At 67.1% G+C, this 16,693-nt stretch carries 14 protein-coding genes; 11 read left to right on the forward strand and 3 right to left on the reverse strand.

Going from position 1 to position 16,693, the window contains the following annotated elements; all coding sequences use genetic code 11:
* Window positions 1-16: 16 nt before the first annotated feature.
* The 5 genes from nuoL to R1Z03_RS10510 are packed head-to-tail and all read left to right on the forward strand — an operon-like array spanning window position 17 to window position 5,946.
* Window positions 17-2,050 carry an NADH-quinone oxidoreductase subunit L gene (gene nuoL, locus R1Z03_RS10490; RefSeq protein ID WP_317359400.1) on the forward strand — a complete coding sequence of 678 codons (2,034 nt, stop codon included), beginning with the start codon at window positions 17-19 and terminating at the stop codon, window positions 2,048-2,050.
* A 13-nt stretch (window positions 2,051-2,063) separates the two neighbouring features.
* Window positions 2,064-3,539: an NADH-quinone oxidoreductase subunit M gene (locus tag R1Z03_RS10495; protein ID WP_284395542.1), complete on the forward strand. Its 1,476-nt coding sequence runs from the start codon at window positions 2,064-2,066 to the stop codon at window positions 3,537-3,539.
* 24 nt (window positions 3,540-3,563) lie between these two features.
* Window positions 3,564-5,057: an NADH-quinone oxidoreductase subunit NuoN gene (nuoN, locus tag R1Z03_RS10500; RefSeq protein ID WP_272551660.1), complete on the forward strand. Its 1,494-nt coding sequence runs from the start codon at window positions 3,564-3,566 to the stop codon at window positions 5,055-5,057.
* A gap of 40 nt (window positions 5,058-5,097) precedes the next feature.
* The gene (locus R1Z03_RS10505; protein WP_272567997.1) at window positions 5,098-5,406 is read left to right on the forward strand and encodes a DUF2818 family protein; all 309 of its coding nucleotides are present in this window, start codon (window positions 5,098-5,100) and stop codon (window positions 5,404-5,406) included.
* Between the two features lie 54 nt (window positions 5,407-5,460).
* Window positions 5,461-5,946, forward strand: coding sequence for a DUF1178 family protein (locus R1Z03_RS10510; protein WP_317359405.1), 486 nt, complete (start codon window positions 5,461-5,463; stop codon window positions 5,944-5,946).
* 57 nt (window positions 5,947-6,003) lie between these two features.
* On the opposite strand, the gene R1Z03_RS10515 is transcribed toward R1Z03_RS10510, so the two are convergent.
* The gene (locus R1Z03_RS10515; RefSeq protein WP_272567998.1) at window positions 6,004-7,797 is read right to left on the reverse strand and encodes an ABC transporter transmembrane domain-containing protein; all 1,794 of its coding nucleotides are present in this window, start codon (window positions 7,795-7,797) and stop codon (window positions 6,004-6,006) included.
* A gap of 356 nt (window positions 7,798-8,153) precedes the next feature.
* Here R1Z03_RS10515 and R1Z03_RS10520 point away from each other — a divergent pair, with 356 nt between their 5' ends.
* From R1Z03_RS10520 to R1Z03_RS10545, 6 genes are all read left to right on the forward strand, one after another.
* On the forward strand, window positions 8,154-8,927 hold the full coding sequence (locus R1Z03_RS10520) for an ABC transporter ATP-binding protein (RefSeq protein WP_317359409.1): 774 nt from the start codon (window positions 8,154-8,156) through the stop codon (window positions 8,925-8,927).
* Window positions 8,924-9,634, forward strand: a complete 711-nt coding sequence (locus R1Z03_RS10525) for an ABC transporter ATP-binding protein (protein WP_284395527.1) — start codon at window positions 8,924-8,926, stop codon at window positions 9,632-9,634. The genes R1Z03_RS10520 and R1Z03_RS10525 overlap by 4 nt, the downstream gene beginning before the upstream one ends.
* Window positions 9,635-9,718: 84 nt before the next feature.
* Complete coding sequence (locus tag R1Z03_RS10530) at window positions 9,719-10,918, forward strand: ABC transporter substrate-binding protein (protein ID WP_272568000.1); 1,200 nt, start codon at window positions 9,719-9,721, stop codon at window positions 10,916-10,918.
* 50 nt (window positions 10,919-10,968) lie between these two features.
* Window positions 10,969-12,168, forward strand: coding sequence for an ABC transporter substrate-binding protein (locus tag R1Z03_RS10535; protein WP_317359413.1), 1,200 nt, complete (start codon window positions 10,969-10,971; stop codon window positions 12,166-12,168).
* A 69-nt stretch (window positions 12,169-12,237) separates the two neighbouring features.
* A complete protein-coding gene (locus R1Z03_RS10540) occupies window positions 12,238-13,122 on the forward strand; it encodes a branched-chain amino acid ABC transporter permease (RefSeq protein ID WP_272568004.1) in 885 nt (294 codons plus the stop codon).
* 15 nt (window positions 13,123-13,137) lie between these two features.
* Window positions 13,138-14,130, forward strand: a complete 993-nt coding sequence (locus R1Z03_RS10545; RefSeq protein ID WP_272568006.1) for a branched-chain amino acid ABC transporter permease — start codon at window positions 13,138-13,140, stop codon at window positions 14,128-14,130.
* Window positions 14,131-14,200: 70 nt separating this feature from the next.
* Here the strand turns inward: R1Z03_RS10545 and R1Z03_RS10550 are convergent, their stop codons facing one another.
* The gene (locus R1Z03_RS10550; RefSeq protein ID WP_317360334.1) at window positions 14,201-15,328 is read right to left on the reverse strand and encodes a carotenoid 1,2-hydratase; all 1,128 of its coding nucleotides are present in this window, start codon (window positions 15,326-15,328) and stop codon (window positions 14,201-14,203) included.
* 238 nt (window positions 15,329-15,566) lie between these two features.
* Window positions 15,567-16,643, reverse strand: a complete 1,077-nt coding sequence (locus tag R1Z03_RS10555; protein WP_317359417.1) for a glycosyltransferase — start codon at window positions 16,641-16,643, stop codon at window positions 15,567-15,569.
* Window positions 16,644-16,693 lie beyond the last annotated feature (50 nt).

Genomic DNA, 16,693 nt, shown 5'->3' on the forward strand with positions numbered 1-16,693 from the left:
GCCAAGGTCTTCAAGAATGAGCCAAACCCTTTCTGCTTCGACACTGCTGGCGGTGCCCATGGCACCGCTGGTGGGATCCGCCCTGGCGGGTATCTTCGGCACCGCCTTCGGCGGCAGCCGGATCGGCCGGCGGCTGAGCCACACGCTGACCATTCTCGGCGTGCTGGCGGCCTTCGTTCTGTCCGCCATGACGCTCAAGAGCGTGGCCATGGACGGCGCGCGCTTCAACGAAACGCTCTACACCTGGATGGTGGTCGGCGGCCTCAAGATGGAGGTCGGCTTCCTCGTGGACAGCCTCACGGCCATGATGATGTGCGTGGTGACCTTCGTGTCGCTGATGGTGCACATCTACACGATCGGCTACATGGAAGAAGACGACGGCTACAACCGTTTCTTCGCCTACATCTCGCTGTTCACCTTCTCGATGCTGATGCTCGTCATGAGCAACAACCTGCTGCAGCTGTTCTTCGGCTGGGAAGCGGTGGGCCTGGTGTCGTACCTGCTGATCGGCTTCTGGTTCAACAAGCCGACCGCCATCTTCGCCAACATGAAGGCGTTCCTGGTGAACCGCGTGGGCGACTTCGGTTTCATCCTGGGCATCGGCCTGATCGCGGCGTACACCAACACGCTGAACTACAGCGAGATCTTCGGCAAGGCGGGTGAGCTGGGCGCACTGTCGTTCCCGGGGACCAGCTGGATGCTGATCACGGTCATCTGCATCTGCCTGTTCATCGGTGCCATGGGCAAGAGCGCGCAGTTTCCGCTGCACGTCTGGCTGCCGGACTCGATGGAAGGCCCGACGCCCATCTCCGCGCTGATCCACGCCGCCACCATGGTGACGGCCGGCATCTTCATGGTGTCGCGGATGTCGCCGCTGTTCGAACTGTCGGACACCGCGCTCAACTTCATCCTCGTGATCGGTGCGATCACGGCGCTGTTCATGGGCTTTCTGGGCATCATCCAGAACGACATCAAGCGCGTGGTGGCCTATTCCACGCTGTCGCAGCTGGGCTACATGACGGTGGCGCTCGGTGCCTCCGCCTACTCGGTGGCGGTGTTCCACCTCATGACGCACGCTTTCTTCAAGGCGCTGCTGTTCCTCGGCGCGGGCTCGGTCATCATGGGCATGCACCACAACCAGGACATCCGCTGGATGGGCGCCGTGCGCAAGTACATGCCCATCACCTGGATCACGTCGCTGCTGGGTTCGCTGGCACTGATCGGCACGCCGCTGTTCTCGGGCTTCTATTCCAAGGACAGCATCATTGAGGCCGTGCATGCCAGCACGCTGTCGGCCGCCGGCTTCGCCCACTTCGCCGTGCTGGCGGGCGTGTTCGTCACCGCGTTCTATTCGTTCCGCATGTACTTCCTGGTCTTCCACGGCAAGGAACGCTACGACCAGAACCCGGATGCGCACCACGACGACCACCATGCCCATGACGACCACCACGGCCATGGCCACGATGCCAAGCCGCACGAGTCGCCCTGGGTCGTCACCGTGCCGCTGATCCTGCTGGCCATTCCTTCGGTGGTCATCGGCTTCCTGTTCATCCAGCCCATGCTGTTCGGCGACTTCTTCAAGGACGTGATCTTCGTCGACGTCGCCAAGCACCCCGCGATGGCGGAACTGGCGGAAATCTTCCACGGTCCCGTCGGCATGGCGCTGCACGGCCTGCAGACCGCACCGTTCTGGCTGGCCCTGGCGGGCGTGGCGGCGTCCTACTACATGTACATGGTCAACCCGGCCCTGCCGGCCGCGATCAAGCGCATCTTCCATCCGATCTACGTGCTGTTCGAGAACAAGTACTACCTCGACTGGATCAACGAAAACATCATCGCGCGGGGTGCCCGCGCGCTGGGTACCGGCCTGTGGAAGGGCGGCGACCAGGCCGTGATCGACGGGGCGCTGGTCAACGGCTCGTGGAAGCTGGTGGGCCGCGTGGCGGGGGTGGTGCGCTGGTTCCAGACGGGCTACATCTACCACTACGCGCTGGTCATGATCCTGGGCATCTTCGCGCTCATGACGTACTTCGTGTGGCTCAACAAGTAGAGGGAAAACAAAAATGGGTTTGTTGAGTCTTGCCATCTGGGTGCCGATCGCGTTTGGCGCCCTGCTGCTGGCCTTTGGCCGCGATGAGCACGCACGCGCCGTGCGCTGGCTGGCCCTGATCGGGTCGCTGGTGGGTCTGGCCGTCACGCTGCCGCTGTACGGCGGCTTCGAGGCCACGTCCGCCGCAGCGCAGTTCGTCGAGAAGGTGCAGTGGATCGAGCGCTTCAACGTCCACTACCACCTGGGTGTGGACGGTATCTCGTTCTGGTTCGTACCGCTCACGGCGTTCATCACGGTGATCGTGGTGATCGCGTCGTGGGAGTCGATCACCGAGCGCGTGAACCAGTACATGGGCGCGTTCCTGATCCTCTCGGGCCTGATGATCGGCGTGTTCAGCGCGCTCGACGGCCTGCTTTTCTACGTGTTCTTCGAAGCCACGCTGATCCCGATGTATCTGATCATCGGCATCTGGGGCGGCCCCAACAAGATCTACGCGGCGTTCAAGTTCTTCCTGTACACGCTGCTCGGCTCGCTGCTGATGCTGATCGCGCTGATCTACCTGTACAACCAGTCCGGTGGCAGCTTCGACATCGCCACGTGGCACCAGCTGCCGCTGTCGGCCCGTGCGCAGACCCTGCTGTTCTTCGCCTTCTTCGCCGCGTTCGCGGTGAAGGTGCCGATGTGGCCGGTGCACACCTGGCTGCCTGACGTGCACGTGGAGGCCCCCACCGGCGGCTCCGCCGTGCTGGCCGCCATCATGCTGAAGCTGGGTGCCTATGGTTTCCTGCGCTTTTCCATGCCCATTGCCCCCGACGCCGCGCGCGAATGGGCCTGGCTGATGATCGCGCTGTCGCTGGTGGCCGTGATCTACGTGGGCCTGGTGGCGATGGTGCAAAAGGACATGAAGAAGCTCGTGGCGTACTCGTCGGTGGCGCACATGGGCTTCGTGACGCTGGGCTTCTTCATCTTCAACGACCTCGGCGTGTCGGGCGGGCTGGTGCAGATGATCGCCCACGGCTTCGTGTCGGGCGCGATGTTCCTGTCGATCGGCGTGCTGTACGACCGGGTGCATTCCCGTGAGATCGCGGCCTACGGCGGCGTGGTCAACACCATGCCCAAGTTCGCGGCCTTCGCCCTGTTGTTCGCCATGGCCAACTGCGGCCTGCCGGGCACGGCCGGTTTCGTGGGCGAGTGGATGGTGATCCTGGGCGCCGTCAAGGCCAACTTCTGGATCGGCCTGGCCGCGGCCACGGCGCTGATCTTCGGCGCCGCCTACACGCTGTGGATGTACAAGCGCGTCTACCTCGGCCCCGTGGCCAACGACCATGTGAGGGACCTCAAGGACATCGGCGCCCGAGAGTTCCTGGTGATGGCCGTGCTCGCGATTGCCGTGCTGTACATGGGGCTGTATCCCCGTCCCTTCACCGACGTGATGGATGCTTCGGTGGCGCAGCTGCTCAAGCACGTGGCGCTGTCCAAGCTCAACTGACCAGACTGAAACGAGAGACTCGAGATGATTGACAACATCAGCTGGCTGGCGGTGTATCCGGAGATCGTGCTCCTGGTCATGGCCTGCGTGATCGCGCTCGTGGACCTGGGCGTGACCAGCCCACGGCGCACGGGCACCTACGTGCTCACCATGCTCACCCTGACCGTGGTGGCCGTGCTGCAGGCCCTGTACGCCAACACCGGCAACACGTTCTATGGCTTCGGCAACATGGTGGTGAGCGATGCCATGGGCAACTGGCTCAAGTGCTTCGCCACCGTGGCCATGATGGTCACGCTGGTCTATGGCCGCCCCTATGCCGGCGACCGCGACATGCTGCGCGGCGGCGAGTTCTTCACGCTGTCGATGTTCGCGCTGCTGGGCATGTTCATCATGATCTCGGGCAACAACTTCCTGGTGATCTACCTGGGCCTGGAATTGCTCACGCTGTCCAGCTATGCGCTGGTGGCCCTGCGCCGCGACCATGCGACCTCGACCGAGGCCGCGATGAAGTATTTCGTGCTGGGCGCGATGGCCAGCGGCTTCCTGCTGTACGGCCTGTCGATGATCTACGGCGCGACCGGTTCGCTCGACATCGGCCAGGTGTTCAAGGCGGTCAACTCCGGCCAGATCCGCCACCAGGTGCTGGTGTTCGGCCTGGTGTTCGTGGTGGCCGGCCTCGCCTTCAAGCTGGGCGTGGTGCCGTTCCACATGTGGATTCCCGATGTGTACCAGGGCGCTCCCACGGCCGTGACGCTGATCATCGGCGGCGCGCCCAAGCTGGCGGCCTTCGCCATCACCATCCGCCTGCTGGTGGACGGGCTGCTGCCGCTGGCCATCGACTGGCAGCAGATGCTCGCGGTGCTGGCCATCGGCTCGCTGCTGGTGGGCAATCTGGCGGCCATCGCCCAGACCAACCTCAAGCGCATGCTGGCGTACTCCACGATCTCGCAGATGGGCTTCGTGCTGCTGGGCCTGCTGTCGGGCGTGGTCAACGGCAACGTGGATGCCAACGCGGTCGAGAACGCCTACAGCTCCTCCATGTTCTACGTGGTGAGCTATGTGCTGACCACGCTGGCGAGCTTCGGCGTGATCCTGCTGCTGGCCCGCGAAGGCTTCGAGAGCGAAGAGATTTCCGACCTGGCGGGCCTGAACCAGCGCAGCCCGCTGTATGCCGGCGTGATGGCGGTGTGCCTGTTCTCGCTGGCCGGTCTGCCGCCGCTGGTGGGCTTCTACGCCAAGCTGTCGGTGCTGCAGGCCCTGGTGGCTTCGGGCCAGACGCTGTACATCGCCCTGGCCGTCTTCGCGGTGGTGATGTCGCTGATCGGCGCTTTCTACTACCTGCGCGTCGTGAAGGTGATGTACTTCGATGCACCGCTCACCGCCGCGAACGTGTCGGCCCCGCTGGACGTGCGCATGGTGCTCACGCTCAACGGCGCGCTGGTGCTGGTGCTGGGCCTGCTGCCCGGCGGCCTGATGGCGCTGTGTGCCGACGCCGTCGTGCGCGCGCTGGCGACCTGAGCGCGCCCGGGTTTCTCTCTCCAAGGCCGTTGCCCTTCCTGTGTCCGCCACCGCGTCCATCTGGCTGGTGATCGTGCTGGCGGCCATCGGGGCCAACCTGCCGTTCTTCAGCCAGCGCTGGCTGCTGGTGGGCCCGAAGGCGGCGCCCACCAAGCCCATGGCGATGCGCCTGGGCGAGATGGCCCTGCTGTACTTTCTGGTCGGTGGCGTCGCGCTGCTGCTGGAGCGCCGCGTGGGGCAGATCGCGCCCCAGCAGTGGGAGTTCTACGCGATCACCGCCACGCTGTTCATCACGCTGGCGTTTCCCGGGTTCATCTACCGCTACCTGCTGCGGCGCAACAAGGGCTGAGGCCCTGCGCATCACCGGCTGGCTGCCTCCGTTGCCTGCTCCATTCCCATTGCCATGAAAGTGCTCGATCTCCATTGCGCACAGGGCCATGCCTTCGAAGGCTGGTTCGGGTCCGAGGCCGATTTCCAGAGCCAGCTGGCGCGCGATCTCGTTCAATGCCCCCTGTGCGGCAGCAGCGAGATCCGCAAGGGCCTGAGTGCCCCGCGCCTGAACCTGGGCGCAATGCCCAACCCGGCTGCCCCGCGCGCCCGCGAGGACGGAGCTGGCCGCACTGCGGTGGCCCACCCATCCCCTTCCATGCCCCCGGTCGATTCCGCCCTGCAGGCCGCGTGGCTGCGGGTGGCCCGGCACATCGTGGCCCACACCGAGGACGTGGGGCCGCGCTTCGCGCAGGAAGCGCGCCGCATGCACCACGGCGAAACCGAAGAGCGTGGTATCCGCGGCCAGGCCAGTGCTCAGGAAGCGGCCGAACTGCTGGAAGAGGGGATCGCCGTGCTGCCCCTGGTGCTTCCGGACGCGGCCAAGGAAACCTTGCAGTAGCCGCCTGCCGGTGCGTCGGCATCGCCGACCGGATGGCAGGCCTCGGCCCGCCAGCCTTCACTGCGTGAACTGCAGCGCCGCCAGCCGGGCGTACACGCCGCCCTGCCGGACCAGGTCCGCATGGCGCCCTTCCTCCACGATCTGCCCCTGGTCCATCACCACGATGCGGTCGGCGTTCTGCACCGTGGCGAGCCGGTGCGCGATGACCAGCGTGGTCCGCTGGCCGCTGTGGCGCTGCATGGCGGCGTCCAGCGCGGCCTGCACCATGCGCTCACTTTCCGCATCGAGCGCGCTCGTGGCCTCGTCCAGCAACAGCAGCGGTGGGTTCTTGAGCAAGGCACGGGCGATGGCGATGCGCTGGCGCTGCCCGCCGGACAGGCGCACGCCACGCTCGCCCAGGAAGGTGCCGTAGCCTTCGGGCAAGGCCGCGATGAACTCGTGTGCGAAGGCCGCGCGCGCGGCCTCCTGCACTTCCTGCTCGGTGGCGCCGGGGCGGCCGTAGCGGATGTTGTCCAGGGCCGAGGCGGAGAAGATCACCGCGTCCTGCGGCACGATGCCCACGTGGGCACGCAGGTCGCCGAGCGCCAGGCGGCGGATGTCCACGCCGTTCAGCGCGATGCCGCCGCCTGCGGCATCCACGTCGTAGAAGCGCTGCAGCAGCTGGAACACCGTGGTCTTGCCTGCGCCGCTGGCGCCCACCAGCGCAACGGTTTCGCCGGCCGACAGGTGCAGGTCGAAGCCGCGCAGGGCGGGTGCCTGCGGTCGCGAGGGGTAGTGGAAAGCCACCCGGTCGAAGTCCACGCGCAGCCCGCCGCCCGTGTCCGGCAGCGCCGCGGGCTGCGCGGGGCTGGCGATGGGCGATCGGCTGGCGAGCAGTTCCATGAGCCGTTCAGTGGCCCCGGCGGCGCGCAGCAGGTCGCCGTACACCTCGCCCAGCACGGCCACGGCCCCCGCGAGGAACATGACATAGATGACCGTCTGCCCCAGGTGGCCGGCCGACATCTCGCCCGCCAGCACCGCCTGCGTGCCCCGGTACAGGCCCCACAGCAGCAAAGCCGCGTTGGCGATCACGATGAAGGCCACCAGCGCCGCGCGGGCCCGGCTGCGGCGCACGGCGGTCTGGAAGGCGTTCTCGGTGGAGGCTTCGAACCGGCGGGCTTCGCGCGATTCGGCCGTGTAGCTTTGCACGGCGGGCACGGCATTGAGCACCTCGGCCGCGATGGCGCTGGAATCGGCCACCCGGTCCTGGCTGGCCCGGGAGAGGCGGCGCACCCAGCGGCCGATCCACAGCGTGGGCAGCACCACGACCACGATGGCGGCGAACACCACCGACATGATGTACGGGTTGGTCCACACCAGCATTCCCAGCGCCCCCACGCCCATCACCGCGTTGCGCAGGCCCATCGACAGCGACGAGCCCACCACGGTCTGCACCAGCGTGGTGTCCACGGTCAGGCGCGACAGCACTTCGCCGGTCTGCGTGGTTTCGTAGAACTGCGGGCTTTGTTCCAGCACGTGCGCATAGACGGCGTTGCGCAGGTCGGCCGTCACCCGCTCGCCCAGCCAGCTCACGGTGTAGAAACGCGCGGCGGAGAACAGCCCCAGCGCCACGGCCACGGCGAACAGCAGCCCGAAATGCTCGCGCAGCGCCATGGCCTGCTCGCCGCGCGTGGCGCCCACCAGCCCGCCGTCGATGAGTTCGCGCAGCGCCAGGGGAAACGCCAGCGTGGCCAGCGCCGCCAGCACCAGGAAGACCAGCGCGAGCGCAATGCGCCCGGCATAGGGCCGGAGAAACGGCAGCAGGCCGCCGAGCGAGCGCGGGGCGCCAGGGGTGGGGGAGGAGGAGGGCATGGGGGCAGTGTAGGAGCCCGCGCCCCGATCGGCATGCGCCTTGCCGTGAAGCCCGTCACGACACAGGTTTGCTATAAATTTAATAGCTATCCGGGCAATCGAATCTAGGGCATGAAGCGGTTTTCATCCAAAGCCATGCCTGGGGCGGAAGGCGTGCGCCGGACCGCGCTCGGGCGTCCCAGAGGGAGCGGTGCCGGCCGGCCGGCCGGGTAGGCGTTTATACATAGGCATTTGTCCCAGTATCTGCGCAGCGGGGGCGCGCCTTAGGATGCGGTGCAACCTAACGCAGGCCAGGGTGCCTCGCTCCCCCGGGCGAAGCGCCCCGCCCAGCACCACCACGGAGCGGCCAAGGCGCAATGAGCGACGTCATTCTCGAAACCCACAGCCTGACCAAAGAGTTCAGAGGCTTCACCGCGGTCAGCGATGTCAATCTCGCGGTCCGCCGGGGCTCCATCCATGCGTTGATCGGCCCCAACGGCGCTGGCAAGACCACCTGCTTCAACCTGCTGACCAAGTTCCTGGAGCCCACCTCCGGCGTGATCCGCTTCAACGGCGAGGACATCACGCGCGAGCGGCCCGCGCTGATCGCGCGGCGCGGCGTGATCCGCTCGTTCCAGATCTCCGCCGTGTTCCCCCACCTCACGCTGCTGGAGAACGTGCGCATCGGCCTGCAGCGCAAGCTGGGCACGGCGTTCCACTTCTGGCGCAGCGAACGCAGCCTGCAGCAGCTCGACGGCCGCGCGATGGAGCTGCTGGCCGAAGTGGGCCTGCAGGACCTGGCCGACGAGACCACCGTGAACCTGCCCTACGGCCGCAAGCGCGCGCTGGAGATCGCCACCACGCTGGCCATGGAGCCCGAGCTGATGCTGCTGGACGAGCCCACGCAGGGCATGGGCCACGAGGACGTGGACCGCGTCACGCAGCTCATCAAGAAGGTTTCGGCCGGCCGCACCATCCTCATGGTGGAGCACAACATGAAGGTGATCTCCACGATCGCCGACCGCATCACCGTGCTGCAGCGCGGCGCCGTGCTGGCCGAGGGGGCGTACGAAGAGGTCTCGCGCAACCCGCAGGTGATGGAGGCCTACATGGGCACCACGGACGGCCAGCTGCAGGGGGCCCACGCATGAGCGCGCCGGCCCTCGAAATCAGTGGCCTGCAGGCCTGGTACGGCGAGTCGCACGTGCTGCACGGCGTGGACATCACAGTGCAGCCCGGCGAGGTGGTGACCCTGCTGGGCCGCAACGGCGCGGGCCGCACGTCCACCATGCGCGCCGTGATGGGGCTGACGGGCGCCCGCAAGGGCTCCGTGCGCATCCACGGGCAGGAGACGATCCAGATGCCCACGCACCGCATCGCCCACCTGGGCGTGGGCTATTGCCCGGAAGAGCGCGGCATCTTTTCCAGCCTGTCGTGCGAAGAGAACCTGCTGCTGCCCCCGGTGCTCAAGACCGGCACGCAGGGCATGTCGGTCGATGAGATCTACGCCATGTTCCCCAACCTGGCCGAGCGCCGCCACAGCCAGGGCACGCGCCTGTCGGGCGGCGAGCAGCAGATGCTGGCGGTGGCGCGCATCCTGCGCACCGGGGCCAAGCTGCTGCTGCTCGACGAAATCTCCGAAGGCCTGGCGCCGGTGATCGTGCAGGCCCTGGCCCGCATGATCACCACGCTGCGCCAGAAGGGCTACACCGTGGTGATGGTGGAGCAGAACTTCCACTTCGCCGCGCCGCTGGCCGACCGCTTCTACGTGATGGAGCACGGCCGCATCGTGGAGCAGTTCGGCGCCGCCGAGCTGCAAGCCAAGATGCCCGTGCTCAACGAGCTGCTGGGCGTCTGACCCGGCGCGGGACGGCTTCGACCACCGCCTTCGCCCAGAGCACCCCGATCCCCCTTTCCATCGAAGACCCAAGGAGACAACGACATGAAAAAGATGAACCTCAAGGCGCTCGCCGTGCTGCTGGGGGCCGCGGGCCTCGCGACGTTCTCCGCGCAGGCGCAGGACAAGGTGAAGATCGGCTTCATCACCGACATGTCCAGCCTGTACGCCGACGTGGAAGGCAAGAACGGCGCGGTGGCGATCCAGATGGCCATCGACGACTTCGGCGGCAAGGTACTGGGCCAGCCCATCGAACTGCTGAGCGCGGACCACCAGAACAAGGCCGACATCGCCGCATCGAAGGCGCGCGAGTGGATCGACACGCAGGGCCTGACGATGCTGTTCGGCGGCACCAATTCCGGCACGGGCCTGGCGATGGCGAAGGTGGCGCAGGAGAAGAAGCGCGTGTTCATCGTCAATGGCGCGGGCTCCTCGGCGCTCACCAACGAGCAGTGCAGCCCCTACACCGTGCACTACGCCTACGACACGGTGGCGCTGGCCAAGGGCACGGGCGGCGCGATCGTGGGGCAGGGCGGCAAGGACTGGTTCTTCCTCACGGCGGACTATGCGTTCGGCGCCGCGCTGGAGGCCGATACGGCCAAGGTGGTCAAGGAAAAGGGCGGCAAGGTGGTGGGCAGCGTGAAGCACCCGATCAACGCGTCGGACTTCTCGTCCTTCCTGCTGCAGGCGCAGAACTCCAAGGCGCAGATCCTGGGCCTGGCAAATGCCGGCGGCGACACCATCAACGCCATCAAGGCCGCGCGCGAGTTCGGCATCAACAAGACCATGAAGATGGCGGGCCTGCTGGTCTTCGTGACCGACATCCACAGCCTGGGCCTGAAGAACACCGAAGGCTTGCTGCTCACCACCAGCTGGGACTGGAACCTGGACGACAAGACCCGCGCCTTCGGCCGCAAGTTCTTCGCCAAGACCAAGCGCATGCCGACCGACATCCAGGCGGCCGACTACTCGGCCACCATGAACTACCTGAAGGCCGTGGAAGCCGCCAAGACGCTCGATGCCGACAAGGTGATGGAGAAGCTCAAGTCCACGCCCATCGACGACTTCTATGGCAAGGGCGTGATCCGCCCGGACGGCCGCTTCGCGCACGACATGTACCTGGTGCAGGTGAAGGCCCCGGCCGAATCCAAGGAGCCCTGGGACTACTACAAGGTCGTGAGCAAGCTGCCTGCGGACCAGGTGTGGACCACCAAGGCCGAGAGCAAATGCGCGCTGTGGAAATGAGCTGACGCGCACGATCGAAAAAAACACATCCGAGATCAGGAGACAAAGCCATGAACAAGAGACAACTCACCCGACTGGCCCTGGTGCTGGGCGCCCTGGGCCTGGCCGCATCGGCCGTGCAGGCCCAGGACAAGGTCAAGATCGGCTTCATCACCGACATGTCCAGCCTGTACGCCGACGTGGAAGGCAAGAACGGCGCGGTGGCGATCCAGATGGCCATCGACGACTTCGGTGGCAAGGTGCTGGGCATGCCGATCGAACTGATGAGCGCGGACCACCAGAACAAGGCCGACATCGCCGCATCGAAGGCGCGCGAATGGATCGACACGCAGGGCCTGACCCTGGTGTTCGGCGGCACCAATTCCGGCACGGCCCTGGCCATGGCCAAGGTGGCGCAGGAGAAAAAGCGCGTGTTCATCAACAACGGCGCGGCCACCTCGGCACTCACCAACGAGCAGTGCAGCCCCTACACCGTGCACTACGCCTACGACACCGTGGCGCTGGCCAAGGGCACGGGCGCCACCATCGTCGATGGCGGCGGCAAGAGCTGGTTCTTCCTCACGGCGGACTATGCGTTCGGCCACGCGCTGGAGGCCGATGCGAGCACGGTGGTCAAGGCCAAGGGCGGCACGGTGGTGGGCAGCGTCAAGCACCCGCTCAACGCCTCGGACTTCTCGTCCTTCCTGCTGCAGGCGCAGAACTCCAAGGCCCAGGTGCTGGGCCTGGCGAACGCGGGTGGCGACACCATCAACTCCATCAAGGCCGCCAAGGAGTTCGGCATCGGCAAGAGCATGAAGCTCGCCGGCCTGCTGATCTTCTTCAGCGACATCCACAGCCTGGGCCTCAAGACCACCGAGGGCCTGCAGTTCACGACGAGCTGGTATTGGGACCTGAACGACGACACGCGCAAGTTCGCCGACAAGTTCATGGAAAAGACCAAGCGCCGTCCGACCGAGATCCAGGCGGCCGACTACTCGGCCACCATGAACTACCTGAAGGCCGTCGAAGCCGCCAAGAGCACCGATGCCGACAAGGTGATGCAGGCCTGGCGCGGCATGAAGATGAACGACTTCTTCGGCTCCGGCACGCTGCGCCCCGATGGCCGCTACGTGCACGACATGTACCTGATGCAGGTGAAGTCACCGGCCGAATCCAAGGGCGCTTGGGATTACTACAAGCTCGTCAAGAAGCTGCCCGGCGAGGAAGTGTTCGCCACCCAGGCCGAGAGCAAGTGCGCGGCCTGGAAATGACACCCATGACGCGCCGCCCGTTCCGCTGACCCTCTTTTTTCACCGCTTCACCGCCACTCGCGCCCTCCCATGCAAATCTTCGGTGTTTCACTGCCGGGCCTGTTGAGCCAGCTTCTGCTGGGGCTGGTCAATGGGTCGTTCTACGCCATCCTCAGCCTGGGGCTGGCGGTGATCTTCGGCCTGCTCAACGTGATCAACTTCGCGCACGGCGCGCTGTTCATGCTGGGCGCGATGCTCACCTGGATGGGCATGACCTACCTGGGCATCAACTACTGGGTGATGCTGCTGGCGGCGCCGGTAGTGGTGGGCATCCTGGGGGTGCTGATCGAGCGGCTGCTGCTGCGCTGGATCTACAAGCTCGACCACCTCTACGGCCTGCTGCTGACCCTCGGGCTCACGCTGCTGATCGAGGGGGTGTTCCGCTCCATCTACGGCGTCTCCGGCCTGGGGTACGACACGCCCGAACTGCTGGAAGGCGCGACCAACCTCGGCTTCATGATCCTGCCCAACTACCGCGCCTGGGTGGTGGTGGCCTCGCTCGTGGTGTGCGTGGGCACTTGGTACGTGATCGAAAAGACCAAGCTCGGCGCCTACCTGCGCGCCGGCACCGAGAACCCGCGCCTGGTGGAGGCCTTCGGCGTGAACGTGCCGGTGATGATCACGCTCACCTACGCGTTCGGCGCGGCGCTCGCCGCGTTCGCGGGCGTGCTGGCCGCGCCGGTGTACCAGGTCACGCCGCTCATGGGGCAGAACCTCATCATCGTGGTGTTCGCCGTGGTGGTGATCGGCGGCATGGGTTCGATCATGGGCTCCATCCTCACCGGGCTGGGCCTGGGCGTGATCGAAGGGTTCACCAAGGTGTTCTATCCCGAGGCTTCTTCCACCGTGGTGTTCGTCATCATGGTGATCGTTCTCCTCATCCGCCCCGCCGGCCTGTTCGGCAAAGAGAGATAAGCAGGGGCCGCACGCATGAACTCCCAAAAACTCGCCCCCATCGGCTACGGCCTGCTGCTTGCCGCCCTGCTGGCGGCGCCCTTCCTGGGCGCCTACCCGGTCTTCGTGATGAAGCTCATGTGCTTCGCGCTGTTCGCCTCGGCGTTCAATTTGCTGCTGGGCTATACCGGGCTGCTGTCGTTCGGCCATGCGGCCTTTTTGGGCGGCGCGGCCTACGTGGCCGGCCACGCCATCAAGGTCTGGGGCCTCACGCCCGAACTGGGCCTGCTGGCCGGCACCGCCGGCGGCGCGCTGCTGGGGCTGCTGTTCGGCTGGCTGGCCATCCGGCGCCAGGGCATCTATTTCTCGATGATCACGCTGGCGCTGGCGCAGATGCTGTTCTTCGCCTGCCTGCAGGCGCCGTTCACGGGCGGGGAGGACGGCCTGCAGGGCGTGCCGCGCGGCAAGCTCTTCGGGCTCATCGACCTGTCCAGCGACCTCACCATGTACTACGTGGCACTGGTGGTGGTGGTGCTGGCCTTCCTGCTGATCGTGCGCACCATCCACTCGCCGTTCGGCCAGGTGCTCAAGAGCATCAAGGAAAATGAGCCGCGTGCCATTTCGCTGGGCTACGACACGCACCGCTTCAAGCTGCTGGCCTTCGTGATCTCGGCCGCGCTCGCCGGGCTGGCGGGCTCGCTCAAGACCCTGGTGCTGGGCTTCGCCACGCTGTCCGACGTGCATTGGACGGCCTCGGGCCAGGTCATCCTGATGACGCTGGTGGGCGGCCTGGGCACGCTGTCGGGCCCGCTGGTCGGGTCGGCCGTGGTCGTGCTGCTGGAAAACAAGATCGGCGAGTTTGGGCACCTGGTCGCCTCGATCACGGGCGTGGACTGGTTCAACACCCTGGGCGAGTCGGTCACCATGGTCACCGGCCTCATCTTCGTGGTGTGCGTGCTGGCCTTCCGCCGCGGGATCATGGGCGAGATCATCGCGCGCCTGCCGCGGCGCGCCGGGCGCAAGGCCTGAGCCCAAGGGGTGTGAAGCGCGCGGGGTACGCTGCTGACTCCGGGGCGATTCGCATAGGCCCCTGTTGCGGCTACAGCCGCAGCGGCCGGGCGTAGCCGGTCATCTCCAGGTAGCCGCGCCCTACCGCGCGGCCGACCCCGTCCCGCAGCTCGCTCAGGCCCTCCCAGTAGATGGCGCCCGTCGAGGCCTGGCTGTCCAGCTCCTGCGCGTCCAGCAGCGCATGCACTTCGAACGATCCGGCCGGCGTGTCCACGCGCCACTGCACCGGGTAGCGTGCCTGGCTGGCGGGGCTGGTCCAGTGGCGCTGCGGGGTGAACGCGACGGCTTGCGGCCCGAACACCTGCGTGGTGCCCCCGGCCGCTCGCAGCGAGCCGCCAGCCCAGAGCGCCGAACCGTCGCCGCGCCGCAGGCGAAACGCCGTGAGCGCGCTGCCGTCCTGCAGGTTCATGCCGATCCAGTCCCAGCCCACGGCATCGGGGTGCACCAGTGCATCGCTCCATTCGTGGTCCAGCCAGGCGCGGTTGTCCAGGCTGCCCGGTGCCGCGGCCTCCAAGGCCATGCGCCGGCCCGCGAGCTGCAGGTGCCCGGTCACGGACATCTGGGGCTGGCTGTAGTAGTAGCTGGCCTGGGTGGCGTCCGGGCCCTTGCGCGACAGGCCCTGTGCGCCCTGCAGCAGCACGGGCTGCGTGGTGTCGAACTGCAGGTCCAGCGCGAAGTCGGCCGCGCGAACCTGGGCCGCATAGCGGCTCCCCGCACCGCGGGGAGTGCGGGCCAGCGTCCAGTCGCCCAGGCGGATGTCGGTGTCGGCTTCGCTGGCTCCGGCGATGCCGAAGCCGGCGCGCGCGATGCGCTGGTCATGGTGCAGCGCGGTGCCGCCCAGGTCGGTCAGCGCGGCATGCGCGAACACCAGTTGCTTGGCGGCGAAGGCCGACTGCAGCGGCTGCGCGGCCTCGACCCGCGAGCGAAAGAACGTCACCTGAAACCCCCACAGCTGCCCCGCCGCGCGCGCCTGTCCGGTGATGTACCACCACTCGGTGCGCAGCGCCGGATGGCTGCCATGGTCCTGCGGGAACACCAGCGTGCGGGGCGCGAGGGCGTGGGCGGGCAGCCAGGGCACGCCGCCCGCCAGGGCCGTGGCCGCCAACCAGGCGCGGCGCGTCCAGCCGGCGGGCGGGGCAGGGGGCGCTGCCGGTTTCATGGGGTGCATGGCGGGTGGCCTGGCGCACGCAGGGTGCGGCGGGTGGCAAGGGGGATGACGAAAGCAGGCAGGGGCATCCAGCCATTGTCACCGCGCGGAAAAAAGCGGTTGGCGCAGACCGATCGGTGCCTTCACGTGGCCAGCCCCATGGCGCGGTGGCTGGGGCCGGCAGACCGTCCCGTGGTGGGTGGCCGGCGGGGAGCGCCGCAGCGCCTGCGACCGTTTCCTCAGCGGGCCATCACAGCCCGTAGAACGTGCGATTGGCTTGCATGCGCGCGGTCTCCGATGCCGGAAAGCGCTGGTCGCGCAGCAGTTGGCGCAAGGCGTCCCGGCCCTGGTCCTGCGCGCCGGGGGCGTAGAAGGAACTGACGGCCAGTTCGTCCAGCGCGCGCCAGGCGTACACCGCGCCGTCCACGAACAGGATGTCCGCCGGCCTCGGGATGCGCGCGGCCTGCTGGGCATACAGGTGCGCCAGCGCGAACTCCGACCGCAGGCGGTGGTAGCGCGCCAGCTCGCACAGCGGTTCGGCGCGTTGGGGCCGCTGCGCGTAGGCGGCGAGGTAGGCGTCGCGCACCGCGCTGTCGGGCATCTGCAGGCGCTCAGTCAGCACCGCCACCTGGAACAGCGCGTACCAGGATTCCTCTTCCCAGCCGCCCATGCCGGCGCGGCGGCGATACCACTCCAGGCTGTCCTGCAGGCGGCCCGCATCGCGGTAGCTTTGCGCCAGATAGAACACATTGCGGGTGTTGTCCGGGTGCTCGCGCAGGTCCTGCTCCAGCACCGCGATGTCGCGCAGGTAGGTGTCGGGATCGCGCCCGCGCGCGCCGTCATGGGCCACCTCGATGACCGGGCCCGCGAGCGTCTGCCAGGGCCCATGCGCGGGCGCGGCCAGGTATTCGTGCAGCACGCCTTCCCAGCGCCAGTCCACGCGCGTGGCCACCATGCTGTTGCGCTGGTATTCCCAGCCGTTCATGTCGCACAGGAAGAGGTAGCCGTCCGCGTCGAGCGCCGGCCACCGGTACTGCGCCGGCATGCGCAGCTGCTCATCGGCGTCGATGAACAGCAGGTAGTCGGCATGCGGGCGGGCCAGTTCCAGGGCCTCGTTGCGGTTGTGCGCGAAGTTCTTCCACGGGCGCTCGTGCAGGGTGCCGGGAAGGTCGTGCATGAAGCGGCGAACGATGTCCTGCGTGCCGTCCGTGGAGCCCGTGTCCACGATGACCCAATGGTCGATGAACGGCCGCACCGAAGCGAGGCACCGGGTGATCACCGGTGCCTCGTTCTTCACGATCATGCTGAGGCAGATGCGAGGGCGCATGTTCCAGCGCAGTCAGGGGCTGCGCCGCCGCAGTGCCACCAGACCGGTCA

The sequence above is a fragment of the Acidovorax sp. BLS4 genome (assembly GCF_032929295.1).
Taxonomy (GTDB): domain Bacteria; phylum Pseudomonadota; class Gammaproteobacteria; order Burkholderiales; family Burkholderiaceae_C; genus Paracidovorax.